Source organism: Flaviflexus salsibiostraticola (genome assembly GCF_003952265.1).
Classification (GTDB): Bacteria; Actinomycetota; Actinomycetes; order Actinomycetales; family Actinomycetaceae; genus Flaviflexus; species Flaviflexus salsibiostraticola.
Window position 1 is genome coordinate 2,534,741 of the sequence record NZ_CP034438.1, and the last position, 25,864, is coordinate 2,560,604.

General features: G+C 65.1%; 17 protein-coding genes and 1 riboswitch. Of the genes, 14 read left to right on the plus strand and 3 right to left on the minus strand.

Annotated features, from left to right (window positions below):
• Positions 1-180 precede the first annotated feature (180 nt).
• From EJO69_RS11870 to EJO69_RS11880, 3 genes are read right to left on the minus strand one after another with little or no spacing between them, the layout of a single operon-like run.
• Positions 181-669 carry a response regulator gene (locus tag EJO69_RS11870; RefSeq protein WP_126042091.1) on the minus strand — a complete coding sequence of 163 codons (489 nt, stop codon included), beginning with the start codon at positions 667-669 and terminating at the stop codon, positions 181-183.
• A complete protein-coding gene (locus EJO69_RS11875; RefSeq protein WP_126042093.1) occupies positions 666-2,543 on the minus strand; it encodes an ATP-binding protein in 1,878 nt (625 codons plus the stop codon). Before EJO69_RS11875 ends, EJO69_RS11870 begins: the two co-directional genes overlap by 4 nt.
• On the minus strand, positions 2,540-3,976 hold the full coding sequence (locus tag EJO69_RS11880; protein WP_126042095.1) for an SLC13 family permease: 1,437 nt from the start codon (positions 3,974-3,976) through the stop codon (positions 2,540-2,542). The genes EJO69_RS11875 and EJO69_RS11880 overlap by 4 nt, the downstream gene beginning before the upstream one ends.
• Before the next feature lie 565 nt (positions 3,977-4,541).
• Here EJO69_RS11880 and rpoB point away from each other — a divergent pair.
• The 14 genes from rpoB to EJO69_RS11950 all read left to right on the plus strand — a co-directional run bounded on the left by rpoB (position 4,542) and on the right by EJO69_RS11950 (position 25,863).
• Positions 4,542-7,991, plus strand: a complete 3,450-nt coding sequence (rpoB, locus tag EJO69_RS11885; RefSeq protein ID WP_126042096.1) for a DNA-directed RNA polymerase subunit beta — start codon at positions 4,542-4,544, stop codon at positions 7,989-7,991.
• Positions 7,992-8,066: 75 nt separating this feature from the next.
• Complete coding sequence (locus EJO69_RS11890) at positions 8,067-11,957, plus strand: DNA-directed RNA polymerase subunit beta' (protein ID WP_126042098.1); 3,891 nt, start codon at positions 8,067-8,069, stop codon at positions 11,955-11,957.
• 244 nt (positions 11,958-12,201) lie between these two features.
• Positions 12,202-12,576, plus strand: a complete 375-nt coding sequence (gene rpsL / locus EJO69_RS11895) for a 30S ribosomal protein S12 (protein WP_126042100.1) — start codon at positions 12,202-12,204, stop codon at positions 12,574-12,576.
• Entirely contained in the window at positions 12,576-13,046 is a 471-nt protein-coding gene (gene rpsG / locus EJO69_RS11900) for a 30S ribosomal protein S7 (protein WP_126042102.1), read from the plus strand. The genes rpsL and rpsG overlap by 1 nt, the downstream gene beginning before the upstream one ends.
• 39 nt (positions 13,047-13,085) lie before the next feature.
• Positions 13,086-15,206, plus strand: a complete 2,121-nt coding sequence (gene fusA, locus EJO69_RS11905; RefSeq protein ID WP_126042103.1) for an elongation factor G — start codon at positions 13,086-13,088, stop codon at positions 15,204-15,206.
• Positions 15,207-15,315: 109 nt separating this feature from the next.
• Positions 15,316-16,509: an elongation factor Tu gene (tuf, locus tag EJO69_RS11910; protein WP_126042105.1), complete on the plus strand. Its 1,194-nt coding sequence runs from the start codon at positions 15,316-15,318 to the stop codon at positions 16,507-16,509.
• Between the two features lie 193 nt (positions 16,510-16,702).
• Positions 16,703-17,344 carry an HAD family hydrolase gene (locus tag EJO69_RS11915; protein ID WP_164519965.1) on the plus strand — a complete coding sequence of 214 codons (642 nt, stop codon included), beginning with the start codon at positions 16,703-16,705 and terminating at the stop codon, positions 17,342-17,344.
• Between the two features lie 373 nt (positions 17,345-17,717).
• Complete coding sequence (locus tag EJO69_RS11920; RefSeq protein ID WP_211331448.1) at positions 17,718-18,968, plus strand: serine hydrolase domain-containing protein; 1,251 nt, start codon at positions 17,718-17,720, stop codon at positions 18,966-18,968.
• Between the two features lie 387 nt (positions 18,969-19,355).
• Positions 19,356-19,454: riboswitch (SAM riboswitch) on the plus strand.
• Positions 19,448-20,422: a methionine ABC transporter ATP-binding protein gene (locus EJO69_RS11925; protein ID WP_126042109.1), complete on the plus strand. Its 975-nt coding sequence runs from the start codon at positions 19,448-19,450 to the stop codon at positions 20,420-20,422. It overlaps the preceding riboswitch by 7 nt.
• The gene (locus EJO69_RS11930) at positions 20,419-21,096 is read left to right on the plus strand and encodes a methionine ABC transporter permease (RefSeq protein ID WP_126042111.1); all 678 of its coding nucleotides are present in this window, start codon (positions 20,419-20,421) and stop codon (positions 21,094-21,096) included. The genes EJO69_RS11925 and EJO69_RS11930 overlap by 4 nt, the downstream gene beginning before the upstream one ends.
• Positions 21,097-21,161: 65 nt before the next feature.
• Positions 21,162-21,992 carry a MetQ/NlpA family ABC transporter substrate-binding protein gene (locus EJO69_RS11935; protein ID WP_126042113.1) on the plus strand — a complete coding sequence of 277 codons (831 nt, stop codon included), beginning with the start codon at positions 21,162-21,164 and terminating at the stop codon, positions 21,990-21,992.
• Positions 21,993-22,248: 256 nt separating this feature from the next.
• Positions 22,249-23,007: a DeoR/GlpR family DNA-binding transcription regulator gene (locus tag EJO69_RS11940; RefSeq protein WP_126042115.1), complete on the plus strand. Its 759-nt coding sequence runs from the start codon at positions 22,249-22,251 to the stop codon at positions 23,005-23,007.
• A gap of 33 nt (positions 23,008-23,040) precedes the next feature.
• Positions 23,041-24,456, plus strand: a complete 1,416-nt coding sequence (locus tag EJO69_RS11945; RefSeq protein WP_126042117.1) for an FGGY family carbohydrate kinase — start codon at positions 23,041-23,043, stop codon at positions 24,454-24,456.
• Positions 24,457-24,477: 21 nt separating this feature from the next.
• Positions 24,478-25,863: an NAD(P)/FAD-dependent oxidoreductase gene (locus EJO69_RS11950; RefSeq protein ID WP_126042119.1), complete on the plus strand. Its 1,386-nt coding sequence runs from the start codon at positions 24,478-24,480 to the stop codon at positions 25,861-25,863.
• The last annotated feature ends 1 nt before the right edge of the window (position 25,864 follow it).

The window sequence follows — 25,864 nt, forward strand, 5'->3', positions numbered from 1 at the left end:
CGCTCACATAGAGGAGCTCCCTCCGCCGCCAGCCAGACACGGTGGCCAGGAGCCTCCGGTGATCGATGCGCGCGCCTGCGAAACCGACGACCCTCATGATCTTTTGGTCAGGCTGCGCCCTCTGCACCATCGCACCGCAACCGTCTGAGACAGAGCCCGCACAGGAGATCCTTTCCCCCATCAGGCCAGATCGCCGCGATCACGGATGATCGTCATGGCACGCACACGGTCGAGGGCCTTCATGTAGGGAAGGGGATCGATTCCCTCGTTCTCGACGTAGTCGGTCATGCAGTCAGAGACGACCGACGTCAGCTCCTCGGCAGTCCACGGCTTCGCCAGGTAGTAATCGAGATCGGCTTCGTTGACGGCCCGGATCGTGTCGGCGAGATCGGCCTGCCCCGTGACGAGGACTTTCCGGGCCGCCCGGGTCCGCTCATCGCCCATCATCTCGACGAGGAACTCGACGCCCGTTGTGCCCGGCATGCGGTGGTCGCAGAGGGCGACCGCCAGTTCGTCGCCATCGCGGTCGATGTCATCGATGACGCCCCAGGCATCCTCCACGCTCTCGGCGACCTCGATGCGGAGGACACCGGTGAGGTCGATGAGGTCGCGTTCGAGTGCGTCGCGGACTTCCGGCTCATCGTCGAGGATGAGAAGTGCGAGTGTCATGGTCCCTCCAGAGGTAGATCGACCGTGGCGACCGTGCCGCCCGGGTGGGAGTCGAGGCGGATGGTGCCGCCGTGTCGTTCGACGATTGTCCTGCTGATCGTCAGGCCGAGCCCCATGCCGTACTGGACGCGGCCGGCCTTCGTTGTAAAGCGGGGTTCGAAGATGTGCTCAAGAGTACCGGGGTCGATCCCGGGGCCGTTGTCCGCGATCGACACCCTCACCCAGCCGGGCCGCGGTGAGCTGGTCTCGACCGTGAGAATGGGGTTCTCGGCACCGACCAAGGCGTCGGCCGCGTTGACGATGAGATTGGTCCACACCTGGGACAGCTGCGCGGGGTGGCAGACGATCGGCGGAAGGTCGCCGTACTCCCGCTCGACATCGATGCCGTGGAGGCGGTGGGAGAGGAGCCTGATCGTGTCCTCGATCGTGTCGCGGACCCGGATGTCGGCGAGCGGGTCACCGTCGGGACGGGCATAGGACCGGAGAGAGTCGACGAGTGAGTTGATCCGCGTCGAGGCGGACCGAAGATTGCGCAGGCCGGTGCCGATCGACGAGGCACGCTCGACCTCCTCGATGAGGCGGGAACGGCGACCGCTCGGCATCCGCCTCGGCAGGAGGGTCTCCAGCATCTCCGCCGTCACCCCCGCGAGGCTGAGCCGTTGCGCCAGCAGTGCGTCGCCTGTCAGGTCCGTCAGCAGTCGCCGCTCCTCGCGAACCTCGTGGGTCGAGAGCGGGGATGAATGGAGGGCCGCGTGGAGTGCGGTGCTCGCCGCCCGCATCTCATCTCCGTTCTCGAAGGCGAGCGAGATGTCCTCGACCAGATGATCGACGCTGCGCATGATCGCCGCGATCGGGTTGTTGAGCTCGTGGGCGACGCCCGAGGCGAGTTCGCCGAGCGTGGCGAAGCGCGCCCGGCCCATGAGCTCCGCGCGCGCCGCCTGCAGGTCGGCGTAGGTCTTCTGCAGCTCCTCCTGCTCGCGCCGGAGCTGGGCCATGAGCTCGATCTTCTCGACCTGGATATCCTCGGCGCGGCGCAGCCTGCGGTCGAGGGAGCGGATGAGGAGGACGGCGATGAGGAGGGCCGTCTCGGGCCGGGTGCGGATGACCCTGTTGAGCTGCTCGAACGTCAGCCGGATACCGGTCACCTCGGTCGTCGTCCTCGAGGTGAAAAAGGCCTCGCGCCGGTCTGTGAGGGAGAGCAGGCCGATGATGCGGCCAGTCGTCGCATGGTGCATAAGAATATCGCCGGCGTGGGATTCACGTTCGAGTGCGACTGCTCCCTTGAGGCTGAGCATCGCCTCCTCAACCGCCGTGCCCTCGATCGTGAGGCGGACGCCTGGCGGCACCGTCACCCGGGGCTGATACCCGAGGCAGTCATCGATCCCGGCAACGATCTGCGCCATCACCTCATCGTCCGACATTGGGGTGGAGAAGATGAAGGTCTCTTTGGTCGGGGCGTCCCGGGGGTAGCCGAGACCGCTGCTCTCCGCGAACCGGCGGACCTGGTCCGACATGTCCTGGAGGAAGAAGTCAGAGTTGAGGCTGTCGCTGTGGACGATGAGGTCGAGCTTGCCGCCGTCGGCGAGCCCTGCGACACCGTCGAGGACAGGATCGCTCGTGAGGATGATGATCCGGACCGTCGGGAAGCGATCGACGATGGGGAGGAGGACCGTGTCCGGATCGCCATCAGGGGAGGGGAAGGCCGCACACACGTAGACGAGGTGATCACCTTCGGGCATGCGGTCCAGCCACTGCCAGGCCTCGGTCGCTGTGCGCACGTGGACGGGCGTGCACCTGCGCTGGTCGGACTGGAGCCGCGAGGCCGCACGATGTGCAGCCTCGCTCTCCCCGATGATGAGCCCCCAGAGCGTCATACGAGCCCCATGAGCTCCCACAGCGGCGGCATCGCGAAGATGAGGAGAAGGGTTGCGCCCAGGCCGACGATGACGCCGACGATCGCCATGTTCTTGACGGAGATCTCCCCGGTCGAGTAGGCGATCGCATTCGGCGGAGTCGAGATCGGCAGTGACATGCCGAACGATGTCGCGACCGCGACGACGACGGCGAGGACGATGACGTTCGTGCTCTCGAGCGAGATAGCGAGAGAAACGGCCAGGGGAACGAGCAGGTTGGCGGCCGCCGAGTGGGAGATGACGTTGGCAAGGCCCAGGCCGATCATGCCGAAGACGAAGAGGAGGAGGGTGGGGGAGAAGGACTCCCACGGGATCGATTCGACCATCCACACGTCGAGGCCCGTCGCTCCGACGCCGGTGCCGAGCGCGATGCCGCCGGAGACGAGCCAGAGCACCGGCCAGTCGAGCCTCTTAATGTCAGAGCCCTCCATGACACGCAGCGCGAGCAGGGCGACGACAGGGAAGAAGCCGACGATGTTTGAGGAGACGCCATGGAGGGGCTCGGTCATCCACAGGAGGATCGTCAGCGCCGTGATGATGTAAAACAGCCGTGCGTTGCGCGAGCGGTCCCAATTCTTGCCGAGCTCAACCTCGATCTTCCCCTCCTTCGGCAGGAAGAGCGCGCTGAGGAGCAGCCACGAGGCGACGAGGACGACGAGCATGAGCGGGACGGCTATGATCATCCAGTCGACGAACGACACGTGGATGCCGCGCTCCTCGAGGGCGCCGAGCGCGATCGCGTTTGGGGGAGTGCCGACGGGCGTGCCGACCCCGCCGACGTTGGCGGCGAGCGGGATCGACAGGGCGAGACCCGCCTTCGACTTCGGGTCCTTGAGGCCGGCGATGATCGGCATGATGACGGCGAACATCGTCGCCGTCGTCGCAGTGTTCGACATGAACATCGACAGGAGGGCCGTGATGATCATGAGGCCGAGGATGGTGATCCTGATGGACCCGGCGAAGGGCTTGAGCATGACCGCGGCGATGTTGCGGTCGAGCCGGTACTTCTCGGCGCCCTCCGCGATCATGAATCCGCCGAGGAAGAGGATGATGACGGGGTTCGCCAGCGCGGCGAAATAGTCGGCGGCAGGCAGGGCCTCGACCGATCCGCCGGGGTCGATGATGGCGCCGCTCGACACCATGAGGACCTGGAGGAAGATGATGAGGACCGCCGTCGCGACGAGCGGGATCGCCTCCGTCACCCAGAAGAGGATCGCGAGGAGGAAGATCGCGAGCATCCGCTCGCCGGGCTCGTCGAGTCCGGGGATGTCGACCACGAGGGGAAAAGCGAATGCGAGGAGGCCGGCGACCAGTCCCGTGAGCTGGGTCCGGGAGAGGGAGGATCGTTTCCTGTGCCGTGTGCGGGCCGAGGCGTCAGTGACTGGCGTGCTCATAATGACCCCATCGTAGGTGTGACGCGCACTTCATTGTGGGACCTAAGACTGCGAACGTCGCGAGTCCTGGGCGGGCCGGGCGGGTGAGGTGCGGTCCCGGACATCGTTCACTCACCCCGGACACCGCGCACATCCACCGTCGCCGACGCAGAAGCGCCAGGGCCTGCTCGGTGGATCCCCGAGCGGCGCGCTGCCGGACCCGCTCGCCAGCAGGTGGGGCTGCCGGGGCGCGCCCGCTCGGCGCATCGTCTCTCAACGGGTGGTTCGCTGGAAAAAGCAGCGGATAACGTGTACCTTCCAGGTAGCGGCTTGGCAGGTCCACCCACACGGACCGGGTCGAGAAACGCGGTATGGAATAACGAGAGCGGGCCCGGTACCCTGCCTTCCCGTGACCCCTTGCACAGGCGCAGGGGCTGGACCGTCCTGGATCGACGGTGTACATTTATTATTTGCGCTCACTTGTGTGGGGTGACGTATATCTTCGGGAGCTCAGAGCGAAAGCGACGCCGATCCAGCCCTGCACGTGTGAGACACGCCTTACCATCTCCAGGGAAGGGATCCCCACTTGGCTGCTTCGCCTAATTCGACAGCATCCGCTTCGCGTAGCCGTAAGGCTCGCGTTTCTTTCGCCAAGATCAAGGAGCCTATGCAGGCGCCTGATCTGCTCGGTCTGCAGACCGATAGCTTCAACTGGCTGATCGGCTCCGACGAATGGCGCGCGAATGCTGATCCGTCCGAGAAGTCCGGTCTGGAAGAGGTCTTCGAAGAAGTCTCTCCGATCGTCAACTCGGCAAACACAATGACTCTGTCCTTCTACGAGCCCAAGCTCGAGCCGCCGAAGTACACGGTCGATATGTGCAAGGAGAAGGACCTCACCTACTCCGCACCGCTCTACGTCAAGGCGGATTTCCACTTCAAGGAGACGGGTGAGATCAAGTCTCAGACCACCTTCCTGGGTGACTTCCCGCTCATGACCCCCGGCGGTACCTTCATCATCAACGGCACTGAGCGCGTCGTCGTCTCGCAGCTCGTCCGTTCACCCGGCGTCTACTTCGAGAACGAGCGCGATAAGACGTCGGACAAGCTCATCTACACGGCGAAGTTCATCCCCTCCCGCGGAGCCTGGCTCGAGTTCGAGATCGACAAGCGCGACGCCGTCGGCGTCCGCGTCGACCGCAAGCGCAAGCAGTCCGTCACCCACTTCCTCAAGGCCTGGGGAATGACCGACGAGGAGATCCGCGAGGAGTTCGCGGACTACCCGATCCTCATCGACACCCTTGAGAAGGACACGGTCCAGACCAAGGAAGAGGCTCTCACGGATGTCTACCGCAAGCTGCGTCCGGGTGAGCCCCCGACCGCACGCGCCGGTGAGAACCTGCTGACCAACCTCTACCTGTCGGACAAGCGCTACGACCTCGCGAAGGTCGGCCGCTACAAGATCAATAAGAAGCTCGGTCTGGACGTCGAGAACCGGAGCCGTCAGCTCACGCTCGAGGACATCGTCGGAGCGATCCACTACATCCTCGCACTCCACGCCGACCGCGCCGAGGCGAACTGCGGCGGCCCTCACGAGGTCGCGATCGAATTCGACGATATCGACCACTTCGGCAACCGTCGCATCCGCGCCGTGGGTGAGCTCATCCAGAACCAGGTCCGCACCGGCCTGTCCCGCCTCGACCGCATGGTCCGCGAGAGGATGACGACGCAGGAGGCCGCGGCGATCACGCCGTCCTCGCTCATCAACATCCGTCCGATTGTGGCCGCGATCAAGGAGTTCTTCGGAACGTCCCAGCTGTCGCAGTTCATGGACCAGAACAACCCGCTGTCGGGTCTCACCCACAAGCGCCGCCTGTCCGCGCTCGGCCCGGGCGGTCTCGCCCGTGACCGCGCCGGCATGGAGGTCCGTGACGTCCACTCCTCGCACTACGGCCGCATGTGCCCGATCGAGACCCCGGAAGGCCCGAACATCGGCCTCATCGGCTCGCTCGCGACCTTCGCCCGTGTCAACTCCTTCGGGTTCCTCGAGACCCCGTACCGGAAGGTTGTCGGCGGTGTCGTCACCGACGAGATCGTCTACCTGACCGCCGACGATGAGGATCGCGCCCGCATCGCGCAGGCGACCGATCGTCTCAACGACGACGGCACGTTCATGGACGACGAGGCGCTCTGTCGTGAGGCCGGCGGCGAGCCCGCCCTCCTCGCGATCGAGGATATCGACTACATGGATGTCTCGGCCCGCCAGATGGTGTCTGTCGGCACGGCCATGATCCCGTTCCTCGAGCACGACGATGCTCACCGCGCGCTCATGGGCGCGAACATGCAGCGTCAGGCCGTCCCGCTCCTCCGCACCGAGGCCCCGCTCGTGGGCACCGGCATGGAGGCCCGCGCCGCGGCCGACGCCGGTGAGGTCCTCGTGTCCGACGTGGCCGGTGTCGTCGTCGAGGCGTCTGCGGACCTCGTCCGTATCGCCACCGATGATGGCGACTACCGTTCCTACCGCATCACGAAGTTCGAGCGCTCGAACCAGGGCAACTGCTACAACCAGAAGGTTGTCGTCTCCGAGGATGACCGCGTCGAGGTCGGCACGATCCTCGCCGATGGTCCTGCCACCGAGAGCGGCGAGCTCGCGCTCGGCCGCAACCTGCTCGTCGCCTTCATGTCCTGGGAGGGCTTCAACTTCGAGGACGCGATCATCCTGTCTCAGCGCGTCGTCACCGACGATGTCCTCACCTCGATCCACATCGAGGAGCACGAGGTCGATGCTCGCGATACGAAGCTCGGCCCCGAGGAGATCACCCGCGACATCCCGAACGTGTCCGAAGAGGTTCTCGGCAACCTGGACGAGCGCGGCATCATCCGCATCGGCGCCGAGGTCAATGCCGGTGACATCCTCGTCGGCAAGATCACCCCGAAGGGTGAGACCGAGCTGACGAGCGAGGAGCGCCTCCTGCGCGCCATCTTCGGAGAGAAGGCGAAGGAGGTCCGCGACACGTCGCTGCGCGTCCCGCACGGCGAGTCCGGCATCGTCATCGGCGTCCGCGAGTTCTCGGCCGAGAACGATGACGAGCTGGCGGCCGATGTCCGTCAGACCGTCCGCGTCTACGTCGCGACCCGACGCAAGATCACGATCGGCGACAAGATGGCCGGCCGTCACGGCAACAAGGGCGTCATCTCCCGCATCCTGCCCGTCGAGGACATGCCGTTCCTGCCGGACGGCACCCCGGTCGACATCATCCTCAACCCGCTCGGCGTCCCCGGCCGTATGAACCTCGGCCAGGTCTTCGAGCTCCACCTGGGGTGGATCGCCGCGAATGGCTGGGATGCGACCCAGGCCCGCGAGGACGGCGAGGAGTGGGCGCTGCGCCTGCCCGAGAGCGCCATCACCGGTGCCCCGGGACGGACGGTTGCCACCCCGGTCTTCGACGGCGTCGAACCGGACGAGATCGAGGGCCTGCTCGGCTCGACCCTGCCCAACCGCGATGGCATGAGCATGGTCGGCAGCGAGGGCAAGGCGAAGCTGTTCGACGGCCGTTCCGGCGAGCCGTTCCCCGACGAGATCTCGGTCGGCTACATGTACATGCTCAAGCTGCACCACCTCGTCGATGACAAGATCCACGCTCGTTCGACGGGTCCGTACTCGATGGTCACCCAGCAGCCGCTCGGCGGTAAGGCCCAGTTCGGCGGCCAGCGTCTGGGCGAGATGGAGGTGTGGGCGCTCGAGGCATACGGTGCCGCGCACACCCTCCAGGAGATGCTCACCATCAAGTCGGATGACACCGTCGGCCGCGTCAAGGTGTATGAGGCGATCGTCAAGGGCGACAACATCCCCGAGCCGGGGATCCCCGAGTCGTTCCGCGTCCTCATCCAGGAGATGCGCTCACTCTGCCTCAACGTCGAAGCGCTCGACGCCAGCGGCAACACGATTAACCTGCAGGATACCGAAGACGACTTCAGGCCCCGGGAGAAGCCTCAGCTCTCCACCGGTCTTGAAGACTTCGGTGCAATGGAATTCTGATCTCGGAGCAGAGGCTGGGCTGTGCGCCCACCCAGCCCTCTCCGCGGCAGGGTGCAGAAGGAAGAAGTAGGAATCTTGCTCGACGTCAATCTGTTTGATGAACTCCATATCTCGCTGGCGACCGCACAGGATGTGCACTCGTGGTCGCACGGCGAGGTCAAGAAGCCTGAAACAATCAACTACCGCACGCTGAAGGCCGAGAAGGACGGTCTCTTCTGCGAGCGCATCTTCGGCCCCACGCGGGACTGGGAGTGCGCGTGCGGCAAGTACAAGCGTCCCCGCTACAAGGGAATCGAATGCGAGCGCTGCGGTGTGGAGGTCACCCGCGCGAAGGTCCGCCGTGAGCGGATGGGCCACATCGAGCTCGCGGCTCCCGTCACCCACATCTGGTACTTCAAGGGCGTCCCCTCGCGCCTGGGCTACCTGCTCGACATTGCACCGAAGGACCTCGAGAAGGTCATCTACTTCGCCGCCTACATGGTGACGGATGTCGATGAGGAGGGCCGTTCGGAGGCCATGCCCGAGCTGCGCGGCGAGGTGGATCTCGAGCTCAAGGAGATCGAGAACCAGCTCAACGTCGACATCGAGAATGTTGCCCAGCAGACCGAGCGTGAGCTCGAGGAGGCCGAGGCATCCGGTGCGACCGCCAAGGAGCGGAAGGCCATCCAGGAGGCGGGCGAGAAGGAGCAGGCCCGCATCCGCAAGTCCGCCGAGGTCGAGCGCGATCACCTCGAAGAGGTGTGGGATCGCTTCATGAAGCTCAAGGTCGGCGACCTTGAGGGCGATGAGGATGTGTACCGCGAGATGTACGGCCGCTGGGGCATGTACTTCGAGGCGTCGCGCGGCGCCGAGGCCATCCAGGCCCGCCTGCGCAGCTTCGATCTCGATGCCGAGGCCGAGATCCTCCAGGAGACGATCAAGACCGGCACCGCACAGCGCAAGACCCGCGCCCTCAAGAGGCTCAGGGTCGTCAACGCGTTCCGCACCACCGGCACGAAGCCGGAGTCGATGGTCCTCGACGTTCTCCCGGTCATCCCGCCGGACCTGCGTCCGATGGTCCAGCTCGATGGGGGCCGTTTCGCGACCTCGGATCTCAACGATCTGTACCGCCGCGTCATTAACCGCAACAACCGCCTCAAGCGCATGATCGACCTCGATGCGCCCGAGATCATGGTGAACAACGAGAAGCGCATGCTGCAGGAGGCCGTCGACGCACTGTTCGACAACGGCCGCCGCGGTCGTCCCGTCCAGGGCGCCGGCAACCGTCCGCTCAAGTCGCTGTCCGACATGCTCAAGGGCAAGCAGGGCCGCTTCCGTCAGAACCTCCTCGGCAAGCGCGTCGACTACTCGGGCCGTTCGGTCATCGTCGTCGGCCCGACGCTCAAGCTGCACCAGTGCGGCCTGCCGAAGGCGATGGCGCTCGAGCTGTTCAAGCCGTTCGTCCAGAAGCGTCTCGTCGACCAGCAGGTCGCGAAGAACATCAAGGCGGCCAAGCGACTCATCGAGCGTCAGCGCTCCGAGGTGTGGGACATCCTCGAAGAGGTCATCACCGACCACCCGGTCCTCCTCAACCGCGCACCCACGCTGCACCGCCTCGGTATTCAGGCGTTCGAGCCGCAGCTCGTCGAGGGTAAGGCCATCCAGCTGCACCCGCTCGTCTGTGCGGCGTTCAACGCCGACTTCGACGGCGACCAGATGGCTGTCCACCTGCCGCTGTCCGCAGAGGCGCAGGCCGAGGCCCGCATTCTCATGCTGTCGGCCAACAACATCCTCAAGCCGTCGGACGGTCGCCCGGTCACCATGCCCTCGCAGGACATGATCATCGGCATCTTCCACCTGACGAGCGAGAACGAGGTCACGGGCGAGGATCGCCGCAGGTTCTCCTCGGTCGGCGAGGCGATCATGTCGTTCGACACCGGCGAGATCGGTCTCAATGACACGGTCCTCATCCGCTTCCCGAAGCTCGTGCCCCCGCGCGGCTGGGTCGCCCCCGAGGGCTGGTCGGATGAGGATCCGATCATCCTCGAGACGACGCTCGGACGGGCGCTCTTCAACGACGCGCTGCCGGTCCAGTTCCCCTACGTCAACGAGACGGTTGACAAGAAGCGCCTCGGTGCCATTGTCAACGAGCTCGCTGAGCGCTACCCGAAGGTCGACGTCGGCGCCTCGCTCGACGCGCTGAAGGAGACCGGCTTCTACTGGGCGGGCCGCTCCGGCGTCTCGATCTCCCTCGCAGATATCCAGGTTCCCGAGTCGAAGGCCGGGATCCTCGAAGAGGCGGAGGAGCAGGCGGCGAAGATCGAGGAGCTGTTCGAGAACGGCATGATCGAGGACGCCGACCGGCGCCGCGACCTCTCGGACCTGTGGACCGAGGTGACCGAGCACGTCGCACAGGAGATGAGGAACAACTTCACCGACGACAACTCGGTCAACCGGATGGTCACCTCGGGCGCCCGCGGCAACTGGACTCAGGTCCGTCAGCTCGCCGGCATGCGAGGCCTGGTCGCCAACCCGAAGGGCGAGATCATCTCCCGCCCGATCAAGTCGAACTATTTCGAGGGCCTGTCCGTCCTCGAGTACTTCTCGGCCACCCACGGCGCCCGTAAGGGAACCGCCGATACGGCACTGCGCACCGCCGACTCGGGCTACCTCACCCGTCGCCTGGTCGACGTCGCGCAGGATGTCATCATCCGCGAGCACGACTGCGGTGTGGCAAAGGGCCTGACGAACCGCATTGCCTACGTCGACGAGACCGGCGTGCGCCGCCTCGACCCGGCGGTGCCGACCTCGGTCTACGCACGGACACTCGCGGCCGATGTGACGGATGCGGATGGCAGCGTCATCGTTGCAGCCGGCACCGACCTCGGCGATGTCGAGATCGAGCGGCTGTTCCAGGCCGGCCTCGATGAGGTCATGGTCCGTTCGGTCCTCACGTGCAACTCCCGCTCCGGCGCCTGCGCCATGTGCTACGGACGTTCGCTCGCGACCGGCCTGCTTGTCGACATTGGCGAGGCGATCGGCATCGTCTCCGCCCAGTCGATCGGCGAGCCCGGCACGCAGCTGACGATGCGGACGTTCCACACGGGCGGTGTGGCGTCGGCAGACGACATCACGCAGGGTCTTCCCCGTGTCCAGGAGCTGTTCGAGGCCCGCACACCGAAGGGTGAGGCCCCGATCACGGAAGCCGCAGGCATCGTCTCGGTCGAGGACGGCGAACGTTCGCGTCAGCTCGTCATCAAGCGCGACGACGGCGGCGACGACCTGTCCTACCAGGTGTCCCGCTCGGTCAAGCTCCTCGTCGAGGACGGCCAGCACGTTGCGGTGGGCGAGCAGCTGACGGAGGGTTCGGTGGACCCGAAGAAGGTCCTCCGCATCTCGACCCGTCGCCGCGCGCAGCTCTACCTCGTCGAGCAGGTCCAGGCCGTGTACCGCTCGCAGGGCGTCGAGATCCACGACAAGCACATCGAGGTCATCGTCCGCCAGATGCTGCGCCGCGTGACGGTCATCGAGTCCGGCGACACGAGCCTGCTGCCGGGTGAGCTGGCCGACGTCAAGGACTACGAGTCCGCGAACCGCGAGGCGGTGGCCCGCGGCGGCAAGCCGGCAACGGCCCGCCCCGAGCTCATGGGCATCACGAAGGCGTCGCTCGCGACCGACTCGTGGCTGTCCGCCGCCTCCTTCCAGGAGACGACGAAGGTCCTCACCGAGGCCGCACTCAACGCGAAGCGCGACCCGCTGAACGGCCTCAAGGAGAACGTCATCCTCGGCAAGCTCATCCCGGCCGGCACCGGCCTGGAGAAGCTGCGCACCGCCGCCGCGGAGCCGACGACCGAGGCGCGCCTCGAGTTCGAGAAGATGACGGGCTTCATCCGCCAGGATCTCGATCCGTACGACGGGCTCGACTTCGGGTCCGGCCTCTACGGGACCGGCTACTCGGGCTACGGCCCGGCGTTCACCGGGAACTGATCGTGTCAGCGTAGAGCTGACCCATGATTGGCCTGTGTCGAGCACCACCGCTCGATGCAGGCCAATCCTTTGACCTTGGCTGAGCCATCCGGCTAATCTGATATACGGCGTTCGTTCTGACGAACGTTCCTCGCGCGCGGGAGTTGCACCCGCAGACGAGGAGACGGCTCGGCGTTGCTGCGATAGACCGGATCGTCACAGGACAGGTCAGTCCTTTATCCACAATTACTGAGCAGGAGATAGAGTGCCCACTATTCAGCAGCTGGTCCGCAAGGGCCGGTCAACGAAGCCAGGCGCCTCCAAGACGCCGGCCCTCCAGGGTAGCCCGCAGCGTCGTGGGGTGTGCACCCGCGTTTACACAACTACCCCCAAGAAGCCGAACTCGGCGCTCCGTAAGGTCGCCCGCGTGCGCCTGTCGACGGGCATCGAGGTCACCGCTTACATCCCCGGCGAGGGCCACAACCTCCAGGAGCACTCGATCGTGCTCGTTCGCGGCGGTCGTGTGAAGGACCTCCCGGGTGTTCGCTACAAGATCGTCCGCGGCTCGCTCGACACCCAGGGTGTCAAGAGCCGCCAGCAGGCTCGCTCTCGCTACGGCGCCAAGAAGGAGAAGAAGTAATGCCTCGTAAAGGCCCCGCTCCGAAGCGCCCGATCGTCGCCGATCCCGTCTACGGCCAGGAAGTCGTCACCCAGCTCGTGAACCGTGTTCTGCGCGACGGCAAGAAGTCCGTCGCCCAGGCCATCGTCTACGGCGCCCTCGCGGGTGTCGGCGAGAAGTCCGGCCAGGATCCCGTCGAGGTTCTCAAGCGCGCGATGGACAACATCAAGCCGTCCCTCGAGGTCCGCTCCCGCCGTGTCGGCGGTGCCACCTACCAGGTGCCCGTCGAGGTCAAGCCCGGACGCTCCACCACGCTGGCTCTCCGCTGGCTCGTCGATTACTCGAGGCAGCGTCGTGAGAACACGATGACGGATCGCCTCATGAACGAGATTCTCGACGCCTCGAACGGTCTTGGCGCCGCAGTCAAGCGCCGCGAAGACACGCACCGCATGGCCGAGGCCAACAAGGCCTTCGCCCACTACCGCTGGTAAGCGGCCGTCCGACCACCTCGAACCGAAGAGAGCTGAACAGTGGCACAGGAAGTGCTTTCCGACCTTACGAAGGTCCGCAATATCGGCATCATGGCGCACATCGATGCCGGCAAGACGACAACGACCGAGCGAATTCTTTTCTACACCGGCATCAACTACAAAATGGGCGAGACCCATGATGGCGCGTCGACCACCGACTGGATGGAAGACGAGAAGAACCGCGGCATCACCATCACGTCGGCCGCGGTGACCGCGTTCTGGAAGAACAACCAGATCAACGTCATCGACACCCCCGGCCACGTCGACTTCACGGTCGAGGTCGAGCGCTCGCTGCGTGTCCTCGACGGCGCTGTCGCCGTCTTCGACGGCAAGGAGGGCGTTGAGCCCCAGTCGGAGACAGTGTGGCGTCAGGCGGACAAGTACAACGTGCCCCGCATCTGCTTCGTCAACAAGATGGACAAGCTCGGCGCCAGCTTCGAGTTCACGGTCGGCACGATCCGCGACCGCCTCAAGGCGACCCCGCTCGTCGTGACCCTCCCCATCGGCGCCGAGAGCGAGCTCTCCGGTGTCGTCGACATCGTCCGCGAGGTTGCCTACCGCTTCCCGTCCGAGGACGAGAACGGTGAGAAGACCTACGGCACGCTCGTCGTCGAGGAGGAGATCCCCGCCGACATGCTCGACGCAGTCGAGGCCGCTCGCGCCGAGCTGCTCGAGTCCGTCGCCGAGACCGACGAGGACCTGCTCGATAAGTACCTCGGCGGTGAGGAGCTCACGATCGAGGAGATCAAGGGCGCCATCCGCAGGCTGACGATCGCAGGCGAGGCCTACCCGGTCTTCTGCGGCTCCGCCTACAAGAACATCGGTGTTCAGCCGATGCTCGACGGTGTCATCGATTACCTCCCGTCGCCGCTCGACGTGCCCGCCATTGAGGGCCACGCCGTCAACGACGAGGATGAGGTCGTCACCCGCAAGGCGTCCGAGGACGAGCCGTTCGCGGCCCTCGCGTTCAAGGTCGCCGTCCACCCGTTCTTCGGCAAGCTCACGTACATTCGCGTGTACTCGGGCAGGCTTGAGGCCGGTTCGCAGATCCAGAACTCCACGAAGGGCCAGAAGGAGCGGATCTCCCGCATCTTCCAGATGCACTCGAACAAGGAGAACCCGGTCGATGTCGCCCACGCGGGCCACATCTACGCCGTCATCGGTCTCAAGAACACGACGACGGGTGACACGCTCTGCGATTCGCAGAAGCCGGTCATCCTCGAATCGATGACCTTCCCGGAGCCCGTCATCCACGTCGCCATCGAGCCCAAGTCGAAGGGTGACCAGGAGAAGCTCGGCACCGCGATCCAGCGTCTCGCCGAAGAGGATCCGACCTTCTCGGTCCGCCTCGACGATGAGACCGGTCAGACCGTCATCGGCGGTATGGGCGAGCTTCACCTCGACATCCTTGTCACGCGCATGAAGCGCGAGTTCAAGGTTGACGCGAACGTCGGCGCACCCCAGGTCGCCTACCGCGAGACCATCCGTCGCAAGGTCGACAAGGTCGACTACACGCACAAGAAGCAGACGGGCGGCTCCGGTCAGTTCGCCAAGGTCCAGGTCGCCTTCGAGCCGCTCCCGCAGGTCGAAGACGGTCCGATGTACCAGTTCGTGGACGCCGTCACCGGCGGCCGCGTGCCCCGCGAGTACATCCCCTCGGTTGACCAGGGCATCCAGGCTGCGATGGAGAACGGTATCCTTGCCGGCTACCCGATGGTGGGCGTCAAGGCCACCCTCCTCGACGGCGCGTACCACGATGTCGACTCCTCTGAGATGGCGTTCAAGATCGCCGGCCAGGGCGTGTTCCGTGAGGGCATCAAGCAGGCCGATCCGGTCCTGCTCGAGCCGATCATGGACGTCGAGGTCCGCACCCCCGAAGAGTACATGGGCGATGTCATCGGCGATCTCAACTCTCGCCGCGGCATGATCCAGTCCATGGAAGACGCGACCGGCATCAAGATCGTGCGCGCCCAAGTTCCGCTGTCTGAAATGTTCGGCTACGTCGGTGACCTGCGCTCGAAGACGCAGGGACGCGCGGTGTACACCATGCAGTTCTCGACGTACGCGGAGGTTCCGAGGAACGTCTCCGAGGAAATCATCAAGAAGACCCGGGGCGAGTGAGCCTAGGTCGTTTGTAAGTAAAATAACCGACAGTAGATCGCTTCGCCCCTAGGATGCTCCTGTATCCTATGAAACGCAGTGAAACTACCCGAGTCCCCCAGGAGGACAAGTGGCCAAGGCCAAGTACGACAAGTCCAAGCCGCATATGAACATCGGCACGATCGGTCACGTCGACCACGGTAAGACGACGACGACCGCTGCCATCTCCAAGGTTCTTGCGGACAAGTACCCGGACCTGAACGAGTTCACCCCGTTCGACCAGGTCGACAACGCTCCCGAGGAGCGTCAGCGCGGCATCACGATCAACGTTTCGCACGTCGAGTACCAGACCGAGAAGCGTCACTACGCGCACGTTGACGCCCCCGGTCACGCCGACTACATCAAGAACATGATCACCGGCGCAGCCCAGATGGACGGCGCGATCCTCGTTGTCGCAGCCACCGACGGCCCGATGGCCCAGACGCGCGAGCACGTTCTTCTCGCCCGCCAGGTCGGCGTTCCGCAGCTCATCGTTGCGCTGAACAAGTCCGACATGGTCGACGACGAGGAGATCCTCGAGCTCGTCGAGATGGAGGTCCGTGACCTTCTCTCCTCGCAGGGCTTCGACGGCGACGACGCTCCCGTCATGCAGATCTCCGCTCTCAAGGCCCTCGAGGGCGACGAGAAGTGGGTCAAGGCCATGGAAGATCTCATGGAGCAGGTCGACAACTACTTCGTCGACCCCGTCCGCGAGCTCGACAAGCCCTTCCTCATGCCGATTGAGGACGTCTTCACGATCACTGGTCGCGGCACCGTCGTCACCGGTCGTGTCGAGCGTGGCCAGCTCCAGATCAACTCCGATGTCGAGATCCTCGGCATCAAGGAGAAGCCGATGACGACCACCGTCACCGGTATCGAGATGTTCCACAAGCAGATGGATCACGCCGACGCCGGCGAGAACTGTGGTCTCCTCATCCGCGGCATCAAGCGCGAAGAGGTTGAGCGCGGCCAGGTCGTCTGCAAGCCGGGCACCATCACCCCGCACACCAAGTTCGAGGCGCAGACCTACGTGCTCAAGAAGGAGGAGGGCGGCCGTCACAACCCGTTCTTCTCCAACTACCGCCCGCAGTTCTACTTCCGCACCACGGACGTCACCGGCGTCATCACGCTGCCCGAGGGCACCGAGATGGTCATGCCCGGCGATAACACTGAGATGACCGTTGAGCTCATCCAGCCCATCGCCATGGAGGAGGGCCTCGGCTTCGCTATCCGCGAGGGCGGCCACACCGTTGGTTCAGGCAAGGTCACCAAGATCCTCGCCTGATGATCGGTTAGATCTCTCTCGTATGCCCCGGCTTCGGTCGGGGCATACGTGTCTCTCGGGCGGAGGCACTCGTCGCGGTCGTGGTCGCGGCCATGGTCTCTGGCCTGACAGACCCGTGTGTGGGCAGCGGTTGCCTCTGAGGATTGGTGACGGTTGGCGAATGGGGGAGAGGGCCTCGAGTACCCTGGACCGTATGAACCTCCGTGACGTCTTCCGCGCCTGCGGACTCGAATCAGAACCCGCCGCCATCCTCTGGGACATGGATGGAACCATCACCGATACCGAATCCCAATGGGTCGCCCTGTCGAAGAAGGTCGTCGAACGCCGGGGCGGTCGATGGTCGGGGGAGGACGAGGCTGCCCTTCACGGGTCGTCGACTCAGGCGCACGCCGAGTATCTGCACCGCATCCTCCAGCGGGATGGAGGCGATGCGGCGGAGCCGATGGTCCTCTTCCAGGAGGTCGCCGATCTTATGGCGGAGCACGTCTATCCTGACCCGGACCTCATGCCGGGAGCCGTTGACCTTCTCGATGCGTTCCACGGAGCGGGGATCCCGCAGGCCCTCGTGACCGCGACACCCATCCACCTCGTCGGTCCCGCCATCGACAGCCTGCCGAAGGCCTACTTCTCGGCACAGGTGACGGGCGACGAACCACTCCCCGGCAAGCCGGACCCGGCACCCTACGCGACTGCCATGGACCGACTCGGGGTCGAACCAGCCGACTGCCTCGCCTTCGAGGACTCCATCCCCGGGGCCACATCCGCACGCGGTGCCGGTGCGACCGTGGTGAACGTGATGAAGTTGGAGCTCAGGGTCCTCGCGGCTCTGCTCTGACCCTCGGCAGCCGATCTATCCGACACCCTCGGCGGCATAGACTTCCCTGCTCCGCGCAGCCGCGGTCGCCCAAGGGCGCGTCGGCGGCCGGCTCCTTCGCGCACCAGTGGGGCCACGACGTTCGGGATGGTCATGGGTCCTCGGCCGAGGCCGCATGAGGAGCCGGTGCCATCTGCTCTGTTGGTCAGATACTCGTCAGGCTGAGAACCTTCGCGGCATCCCCGCCTTCACTGCGAAAGCCGCCGATTGCACCCACTTTTCCTGAACCGTTGACCCTGGCTCACGTGGTCGCATACTGTCAGAAAAGGCCCGCCTATGGGATGTGCCACGGGCCAGAGGATCAGCACACTGACGTGCTGAGAATGGAGACAACGTGAACAACATCGTGACTGTAGACCCCGAGAGCGTGGGGATGTCCAGTGAGTACCTGGCCAACATCGACAGGTTGGTCGAAGGACACATGGACGAAGACGCCTACCAGGGCATGGTCGTCCTGGTGGCCCGCCACGGGAAGGTGTGCTACTTCAAAGCCTTCGGCAAGGCAGACGACGACGTGCCGATGCAGACGGACAGCATCTTCCGGCTCGCGTCGATGTCCAAGGTTCCCACCGCGGTTGCCGTCATGCAGCTGTGGGATCAGGGTCTGATCTCGCTCTCCGACCCGATCTCGAAGTTCATTCCGGCCTTCGCCGATGTCAAAGTCGCGGAGCTCAACAACTGGGGTGAGGTCAAGCTCGTCACCCCCAAGCGTGAGATCACCATCCACCACCTCCTGTCGATGACCGCCGGTATGACGAACTCGTGGTGGTACGACCTGTTCACGCCACAGAACTACCGTGTCGTGCCGAAGCTCTACGCCGAGGCCGGGCTCATGGACGATCTGAACGCCCCGCCGATCACGCTCGAGAGCAACATCGACATCCTGGCGAAGATGCCCCTCATGTCCCACCCAGGGGAGGCCTTCGACTACTCGAACAACAGCGTCGACACTCTCTGTCGCCTGGTCGAGATCGTGTCGGGCATGGATTACGACACCTATCTTCGGAAGAACATCTTCGAACCGCTCGGCATGAACGAGACGTGGTTCTTCCCTCCGAAGGATCAGTGGGACCGCATTGCCGCCGTCTACTGGGCCGGCCGCGACGAGAAGCAGGTGGGGACTGCCCCGCTCGGCATGGGCAATCTCGGCCCGGATTACACGTTCAGCGAGCACCGGACCTACTTCAGCGGCGCCGGCGGGCTCCACGGAACCGCGTCGGACTACTTCAGGTTCGCTCAGATGCTCCTCAACAAGGGTGAGCTGGATGGTGTCCGCATCGTCAGCCGCGCAGCGGTGGAGCAGATGACGTCGAACCAGATCGGCGACCTCACGAACTGGCAGCTGACCCAGAACAAGTGGGGCTACCAGGTCGACCTCCAGGAGGGCGTCAACGCACCTCCCGGATCGATCCACTACCTCGGTGGAAAGGGCGCCTACAGCTGGCAGGGCTTCTTCAGCACGAAGTTCGTCAACAACCCTGAGCGGGACACGGTCATCCTCACCATGTCGACGCCGGGCTTCGACGGGGCGCTGCCGCAGAACCTCCGCATCATCGCCGCAGCCAATGCGGCCGTAATCGACTAACAAGCCTGCTTCGGTACGCCGAGGACGACCTCAGCGGTCCACGGGCAGGAGATGCCGCGAAGCGGCCGGTGTGGGATGTCGTGTTGAACGATGTCCACGCCGGCCGCTTTGAGTCTGATGGGGTTGCGGCTCAGCTCCGAGATGCGCTCGGGCGAATTGGAACGTGCTGGACCATATTGTCATCCGTCAACGGTCGGGCTCTGAGACCCTCTGCATTCTTCTGTCCGGCGTGATGATCTGGCTCACCGGTCTCGCCATGGCCCGGGCCGTCCCATAGACTGAGCGCTCCGGCGGGAGAGCTTTCGCTGGCAGGCTCTGGCTCGTCGAGGTCAATACCGCTATGTGAGACATGCGGTCGCGTCTCGGCACGGAGCGTGTCTAATTAGATGACCATCAAGAGCAGCTGAGAGACCTGGCTCGCAGAAGCTGCAGCAACCGAGAGCGTTCGGTGCTACCGCCAGGACCGATGGAGGAGATCGATGATTACGCTGGACGGAGTCCGCAAGGTATACCCGGGGCCTGTTGTTGCCCTCGACGGTATCGATCTCTCGATCCCCGCCGGAGAGATCCACGGCATCGTCGGCCAGTCGGGTGCCGGCAAATCCACCCTCATCCGCTGCCTCACCGCGCTGGAGAAACCGTCCGAAGGTCACATCTGGGTCGACGGACAGGACCTGTCCGCGCTCGGCCCGAAGGAGCTGCGGATCGCGCGCCGCTCGATCGGCATGGTGTTCCAGGGCGGCAACCTTCTCGATGCCCGCACGGCGGGCCAGAACATCGCCTACCCGCTCAAGGTGGCGGGCCTCGACCGTGGCCACAGGCGCGAGCGGGTCCAGGAGCTCCTCGACCTCGTCGGCCTCGGGGACCGCGGCAATTCATATCCGTCTCAGCTCTCGGGCGGACAGCGACAGCGCATCGCCATCGCGCGAGCTCTTGCGGCGCGCCCGGCTGTACTGCTGTGCGACGAGCCGACCTCGGCGCTCGACACGCAGACCACCGACCAGATCCTCACCCTCATCAAGGACGTCCGCGACCAGACCGGCGTCACGGTCGTCATCATCACGCACGAGATGTCGGTCGTCCGGGATACCTGTGACAGCGTCACCCTCCTCGAGAAGGGCCGCGTCGTCCAGTCCGGCAACGTCGGCGAGATCGTCGCCGACACGGCGTCGCGCCTCGGTCGTGCGATCGTGCCGCCGCCGCGGGTCGATGACCCGCCGGAGGGCAAGGTGCTTATCGACGTCGCGTTCACATCCCGGCCGGGCGAGCCGTCGAGCTCGCATGTCCTCGGCGTCATCGCCGAGCTCGGCGGGGATGTCACGGCCGGCACGTTCGAGACCCACGGGGCGAACCAGGTCGCCCGGCTCGTCATCGCGACCGACCCGACGAGGGCTGCCCAGACGGTGGCGACCCTGAGGGCGCAGGGCATCGACGCAGAGGAGCGTGCGGCATGAGGACAGAGATGCTGTGGTTCGATCAGCCCGTCATTCAGAACTCCCTGTGGAGTGCGACGGTCGAGACCCTCCTCATGGTCGGCTGGTCGACACTCGCGACCGTGCTTCTCGGGCTTCCGCTCGGCATTCTCCTCGTGACGAGCGCGAAGACCGGCATTCGCCCCGCCCCGGTTCTCAACCAGATCCTCTCGGCCGTCGTCAACATCGGCCGGTCGATCCCCTTCATCATTCTTCTCATCATCCTGCTGCCCGTCACCGACTGGGTCATGCAGACGAACATCGGCTGGCGGGGAATGGTGTTCCCCCTCGCGGTCGGGTCGATCCCATTCTTCGCGCGCCTCGTCGAGACGAACCTCCTCGCTGTCGATACCGGGAAGATCGAGGCCGCGCAGATGATGGGGGCGACGCGCACCCGGATCATGGGCGACGTCATTCTCCGCGAAGCCATGCCCGGCATCATCCAGTCGATCACCGTTCTCGTCATCACGATCATCGGCTTCTCGGCGATGGGCGGCACGGTCGGCGGCGGCGGACTCGGTGCGCTCGCCTACAACTACGGCTACCAGCGGTACTTCCTCGACGTCCTCATCATCACGATCGTCGTCATCATCGTCATCGTTCAGATCGTCCAGACGCTCGGCGACATGCTCAGCCGGTACGTGGACCACCGCTGAGTCGCCGCGTACCGGGAAGCAAGAACTCACACATCCTGTCACCACCCACAAAAGGAACAAGAACTATGCGCCGTACATTCATTGCGCTCGCAGCCGCTGCTGCACTCACTCTGACCGCCTGCTCCTCCGATGCGGAGACCGCCGAGGAGACGACCGCCGCCGAGGGCGAGACCGTCACGCTGACCGTGGGCGCCTCGCCGGTGCCGCACGCCGACATCCTCGCCTTCATCGACGAGAATCTCGCCGCCGAGGCCGGGATCGATCTCGAGATCGTCGAGTACTCCGACTACGTCCTGCCCAACCGCAACCTCGACTCGGGCGAGCTGGATGCGAACTTCTTCCAGCACGTGCCGTACTTCGATGTTCAGGTCGAGGAGAACGGCTTCGAGTTCGAGCACGGCGAGGGCATCCACATCGAGCCCTACGCCGTCTACTCCGACTCGCTCGAGTCCCTCGATGAGCTCGAGGACGGCGCGAAGGTCTCTCTCGTCAACGACCCGTCGAACCAGGCCCGCGCACTGTGGCTGCTCGAGGACAACGGCCTCATCACCGTCGACAGCTCGGTTGAGAACCCGACGATCTACGACATCACCGACAACCCGAAGAACCTCGAGTTCGTCGAGGTCGAGGCCCCGAACCTGCCCCGCACCCTCGACCAGGTCGCAATCTCCATCATCAACGGCAACTTCGCACTCGAGGGTGGGCTCGTCCCGTCTGAGGACGCGATCGCCATCGAGTCCGGCGAGGACAACCCCTACGCCAACATCCTCGCGTGGCGCACCGACTCGGACAAGGCTGATGCGATCCAGACGCTCGAGGAGCTCCTGCACTCGCAGGAGGTCGCCGACTTCATCACCGACACCTACCCGAACGGTGAGGTCGTCCCCGCCTTCTAAGGGGTGACGCATGATGGGGCGACCGGCACTGCCGGTCGCCCCATCGTCGTATGCAGAGTGGGCGGCGTCGTGCGCGAAGGCAGTGTGGTGAGCGGGACACGGATAGTGAGGTGGCCGCGGGTTCTCGGGCGCCCACGGAGGCTCGCGAGAAACCGACCGACGGCGGCAGGACATACGTGCGTGCAGAGTTTGTGTGGAATATTGCCCGGTTCTGTGGGTTGGGCTAGGGTGCAGGTGTCGGATTCAAGGAGGAATCGTGCTTGCTCAGGAACGCAGAAGCCTCATTCTCGAGGACCTGCGCGCCCGCGGCGGGGTCGAGACCGAGGACATCGCCCAGCGATACAGCGTCTCCGTCGAAACCGCTCGGCGTGATCTCCTCGAACTCGAGAGACGCTCTCTTCTCAAGCGGGTGTACGGGGGAGCGGTCGGCGTCCCGACATCGACCGAGCCGCCTCACTCGGAGCGGGAGAGCGTTGCCGCTGCCCATAAGCAGCGGATCGCGGAGCGCGTCGTGGCCTTGATTCCGTCGGATGCGACGGTGTTCCTCGACCTCGGCACAACGGTCGAGGCCCTGGCACGGGCGATCCAACCCACCTTCTCCGGAACCATCGTCACGGCCTCGCTGCGGGCGGTGGCGACGCTGGCGCACCTGCCGAACGCGGAAATCATCGTCTCGGGAGGCCGGCTCCGCAAGTCGGAGCTGTCCCTCTCGGGGAGCATGGCGACGTCGTTCCTCGACTCGCTCTTCCCCGACATCGCCATCATCTCGATCGGGGCGATCGACGCCGACGCGGGCGTGACCGACTATGACTTCGACGAGATGCACGTCAAGAGGGCCGTCCTCGCCAACTCGGCGATGTCGATCGTCGTCGCCGATTCGACGAAGGTCGGCGGCATCGCACCCTACCGCCTGTGCGGCGTCGAGACGCCGTCCTACATCGCAATCGACAGCGGCCTGTCCGCTGACCACACCACCACACTCACGGAGAGGGGAGCACACCTGCTCCTCGCCTGACCAGGTCAACGAAGACCGAAAGGGAGATCATCCATGGCCATCCTCGCACTCGATCAGGGAACCTCGGGCTCAAAGGCGATCGTCGTCGACGACGACGGCATCCACGCCATCGTCGAGAAGCCGGTCACGCTCAACCATCTGTCCCCGGACGCCATCGAACAGGATCCTGAGGAGCTCTACAGCTCGATCGTCGACGCCGGTCGCGAGGCGATCGCCCAGGCTGGCAGGCCGATCGACGGAGTCGCCCTCGCCAACGTCGGGGAGACCGTCCTCGCGTGGGACCCGACGACCGGAGAACCGCTCACCCCCTGCATCAACTGGATGGACAAGCGCTCGCAGGGCATCGTCGACCGCCTCGCAGACAAGAAGGAGCGCATCCACGAGCTGACCGCGCTCGTCCTCGACACGTACTTCGCCGCACCGAAGCTCGCCTGGGTCCGTGAGAACCTCACGCGGGAGGGCGTCGTGACGATGACGGATGCCTGGCTCGCGTTCCGGCTGACGGGGGAGTTCGTCTCCGACACCTCGACCGCCTCCCGCTCGCTCCTCCTCGACATCGACTCAGTGACGTGGAGCGACGAGCTCCTCGAGATCTTCGGACTGCAGGATGAGCCGCTGCCGCGGCTCGTCGCCTCCGATGAGATCGTCGGGACGACGGGCGTCTTCGGTGGGGAGATCCCGGTCGGTGGGCTCATGGTCGATCAGCAGGCCGCGCTCCTCGCCGAGAGCTGCCTCGACCGGGGCGACAGCAAGTGCACCTATGGGTCCGGCGCCTTCCTCTTCGTCAATACCGGCGATGAGGCACATCGCTTCGATACCGGGCTGACGACATCGGTCGCGTGGACGGTGCGCGGTAAGACCTCCTACTGCGTCGATGGGCAGGTGTACACGGCCGCGACCGCGGTGCGCTGGATGAGGGACATGGGGATCATCGCTGATGCAACGGAGCTTGACGAGATCGCCGCGGACGACTCGGATGGGGTTATCTGCGGGCCGTCGTTCGCCGGGCTCGCCGCCCCGTGGTGGCGTTCGGACGCCGGGGCCTTCCTCACCGGCATGCGGCTCTCGACGGGCAGACCAGAGGTCACTCGCGCCGTTCTCGAGGGGATCTCCGCCCAGGTGGCCGAGCTCGCCGCCCTCATTGCCGAGGACGGCAGCGCCCCCATCGCCCGGCTCAAGGTCGACGGCGGGCTGACGAAGTCGAAGGTCCTCATGCAGATCCAATCCGATCTGCTGCAGGTGCCGATCGACACCTACCCGTCCGCCCATGCGACGGCACTCGGCGTGGCCGCCGCCATGCGGCTCGCGCTCGACCCGGACATGCCGGTCGAGGACGCTCCGTACTCGTGGGAGGCCGAGGCATCATACGAGCCCTCGATTCCCGCTGAGCAGGCACTCGACTTCCGCAGGCGCTGGCGGGCCGCCGTCGAGGCGAACCTCGAATTCTAGAAGAGACAGGACAAGGCTGACATGAAGGCCATACCACCCTATGACGTTGCGGTGATCGGAGCCGGAGTCATCGGCTCCGCCATCGCCCGCGACCTCGCCGGCACCTCGGCCAGCGTCGCCCTCCTCGACGTCCGCGAGGACGTCTGCGAGGGGACGTCGAAGGCGAACACGGCGATCCTCCACACCGGGTTCGATGCAACTCCGGGGACCCTTGAGGCCGAACTCGTCCGGGAGGGATACCACCTGACCCAGGAGTACTGCGAGGCCACCGGCGTCGCGCTCAAGCGCTGCGGGGCCGTGCTCGTCGCGTGGGATGAGGAGGAGCAGGCGACACTCCCCTCTCTCCAGGAGAAGGCAGAGAAGAACGGCTACACGAAGACCGAGATCATCGATGCCGGCAGTGTCTACGGCCTGCTCCCGCACCTTGGCGCCGGAGTCCGGGGCGGGCTGACGGTGCCCGATGAGTCGATCATCGACGCATGGTCGCTCCCGCTCGCCTTCGCCACCGAAGCGGTGACGAGGGGCGCGACGCTGCTCCTCGACCACGAGGTCACCCACGTAGCCGTCGGCGAGGAGACGACCGTGCTCGGCACGAATCACGGTGACGTCGAGGCTCGGTGGGTCATCAACGCCGCGGGTCTCGGCGGCGACATCCTCGATCAGAGATTCGGATACGACCGCATCCGCATCCACCCCCGAAAGGGCGAGCTCTTTGTCTATGACAAGCTGTCCGCCGAGCTCGTCGACAGGATCGTCCTGGCCGTGCCGTCAAAGAAGGGCAAGGGCGTGCTCGTCAGCCCGACGGCGTTCGGCAACGTCATGCTCGGCCCGACGGCCGACGACGGTGAGGACAGGCTCGATACGTCGACCACCGAATCGGGCTTCGAGTTCCTCCTCGAGAAGGGCGCCCACATCTTCCCCCAGCTGTTGGACGAGGAGGTGACGAGTTCGTACGCGGGCCTGCGAGCGGCGCACAACCTCTCCGACTATCTCATCGAGGTCGACGAGGGCCAGCGCTATCTCATCGCCGCGGGCATCCGCTCCACCGGGCTCACGTCCGCCATGGCGGTGAGCAGGCACGTCATGGGCATGCTGGCCGACCACATGAACCTCACGGAGAGGGATGACCTTCCGGAGCCGCCGACCATGCCGCCCCTCGGGGAGCACCAGATGCGGCCGTTCGCGGATCGGGAGCTCCTCGAGTCCGACCCCGCCTACGGGGAGATCGTCTGCTTCTGTGAGCGCGTCACCCGCGGCGAGATCCGCGATGCGATGAACTCGACGATCCCGCCCACGACGATCAACGGGCTGAGGAGGCGGACGCGGGCGATGAACGGCAGATGCCAGGGATTCTTCTGCGGCGCCGAGGTCAGCGCCCAGTTCAACGCCTCAGCGAAGGGGAATTGAC

What these genes read in the sequence shown, in the direction of transcription:
- EJO69_RS11870 (WP_126042091.1), bottom strand. Translation starts at nt 669, where the DNA reads ATGACACTCGCACTTCTCATCCTCGACGATGAGCCGGAAGTCCGCGAC.
- EJO69_RS11875 (WP_126042093.1), bottom strand. Translation starts at nt 2,543, where the DNA reads ATGACGCTCTGGGGGCTCATCATCGGGGAGAGCGAGGCTGCACATCGT.
- EJO69_RS11880 (WP_126042095.1), bottom strand. Translation starts at nt 3,976, where the DNA reads ATGAGCACGCCAGTCACTGACGCCTCGGCCCGCACACGGCACAGGAAA.
- rpsG (WP_126042102.1), top strand. Translation starts at nt 12,576, where the DNA reads ATGCCTCGTAAAGGCCCCGCTCCGAAGCGCCCGATCGTCGCCGATCCC.
- EJO69_RS11915 (WP_164519965.1), top strand. Translation starts at nt 16,703, where the DNA reads ATGAACCTCCGTGACGTCTTCCGCGCCTGCGGACTCGAATCAGAACCC.
- EJO69_RS11925 (WP_126042109.1), top strand. Translation starts at nt 19,448, where the DNA reads ATGATTACGCTGGACGGAGTCCGCAAGGTATACCCGGGGCCTGTTGTT.
- EJO69_RS11930 (WP_126042111.1), top strand. Translation starts at nt 20,419, where the DNA reads ATGAGGACAGAGATGCTGTGGTTCGATCAGCCCGTCATTCAGAACTCC.
- EJO69_RS11935 (WP_126042113.1), top strand. Translation starts at nt 21,162, where the DNA reads ATGCGCCGTACATTCATTGCGCTCGCAGCCGCTGCTGCACTCACTCTG.
- EJO69_RS11945 (WP_126042117.1), top strand. Translation starts at nt 23,041, where the DNA reads ATGGCCATCCTCGCACTCGATCAGGGAACCTCGGGCTCAAAGGCGATC.
- EJO69_RS11950 (WP_126042119.1), top strand. Translation starts at nt 24,478, where the DNA reads ATGAAGGCCATACCACCCTATGACGTTGCGGTGATCGGAGCCGGAGTC.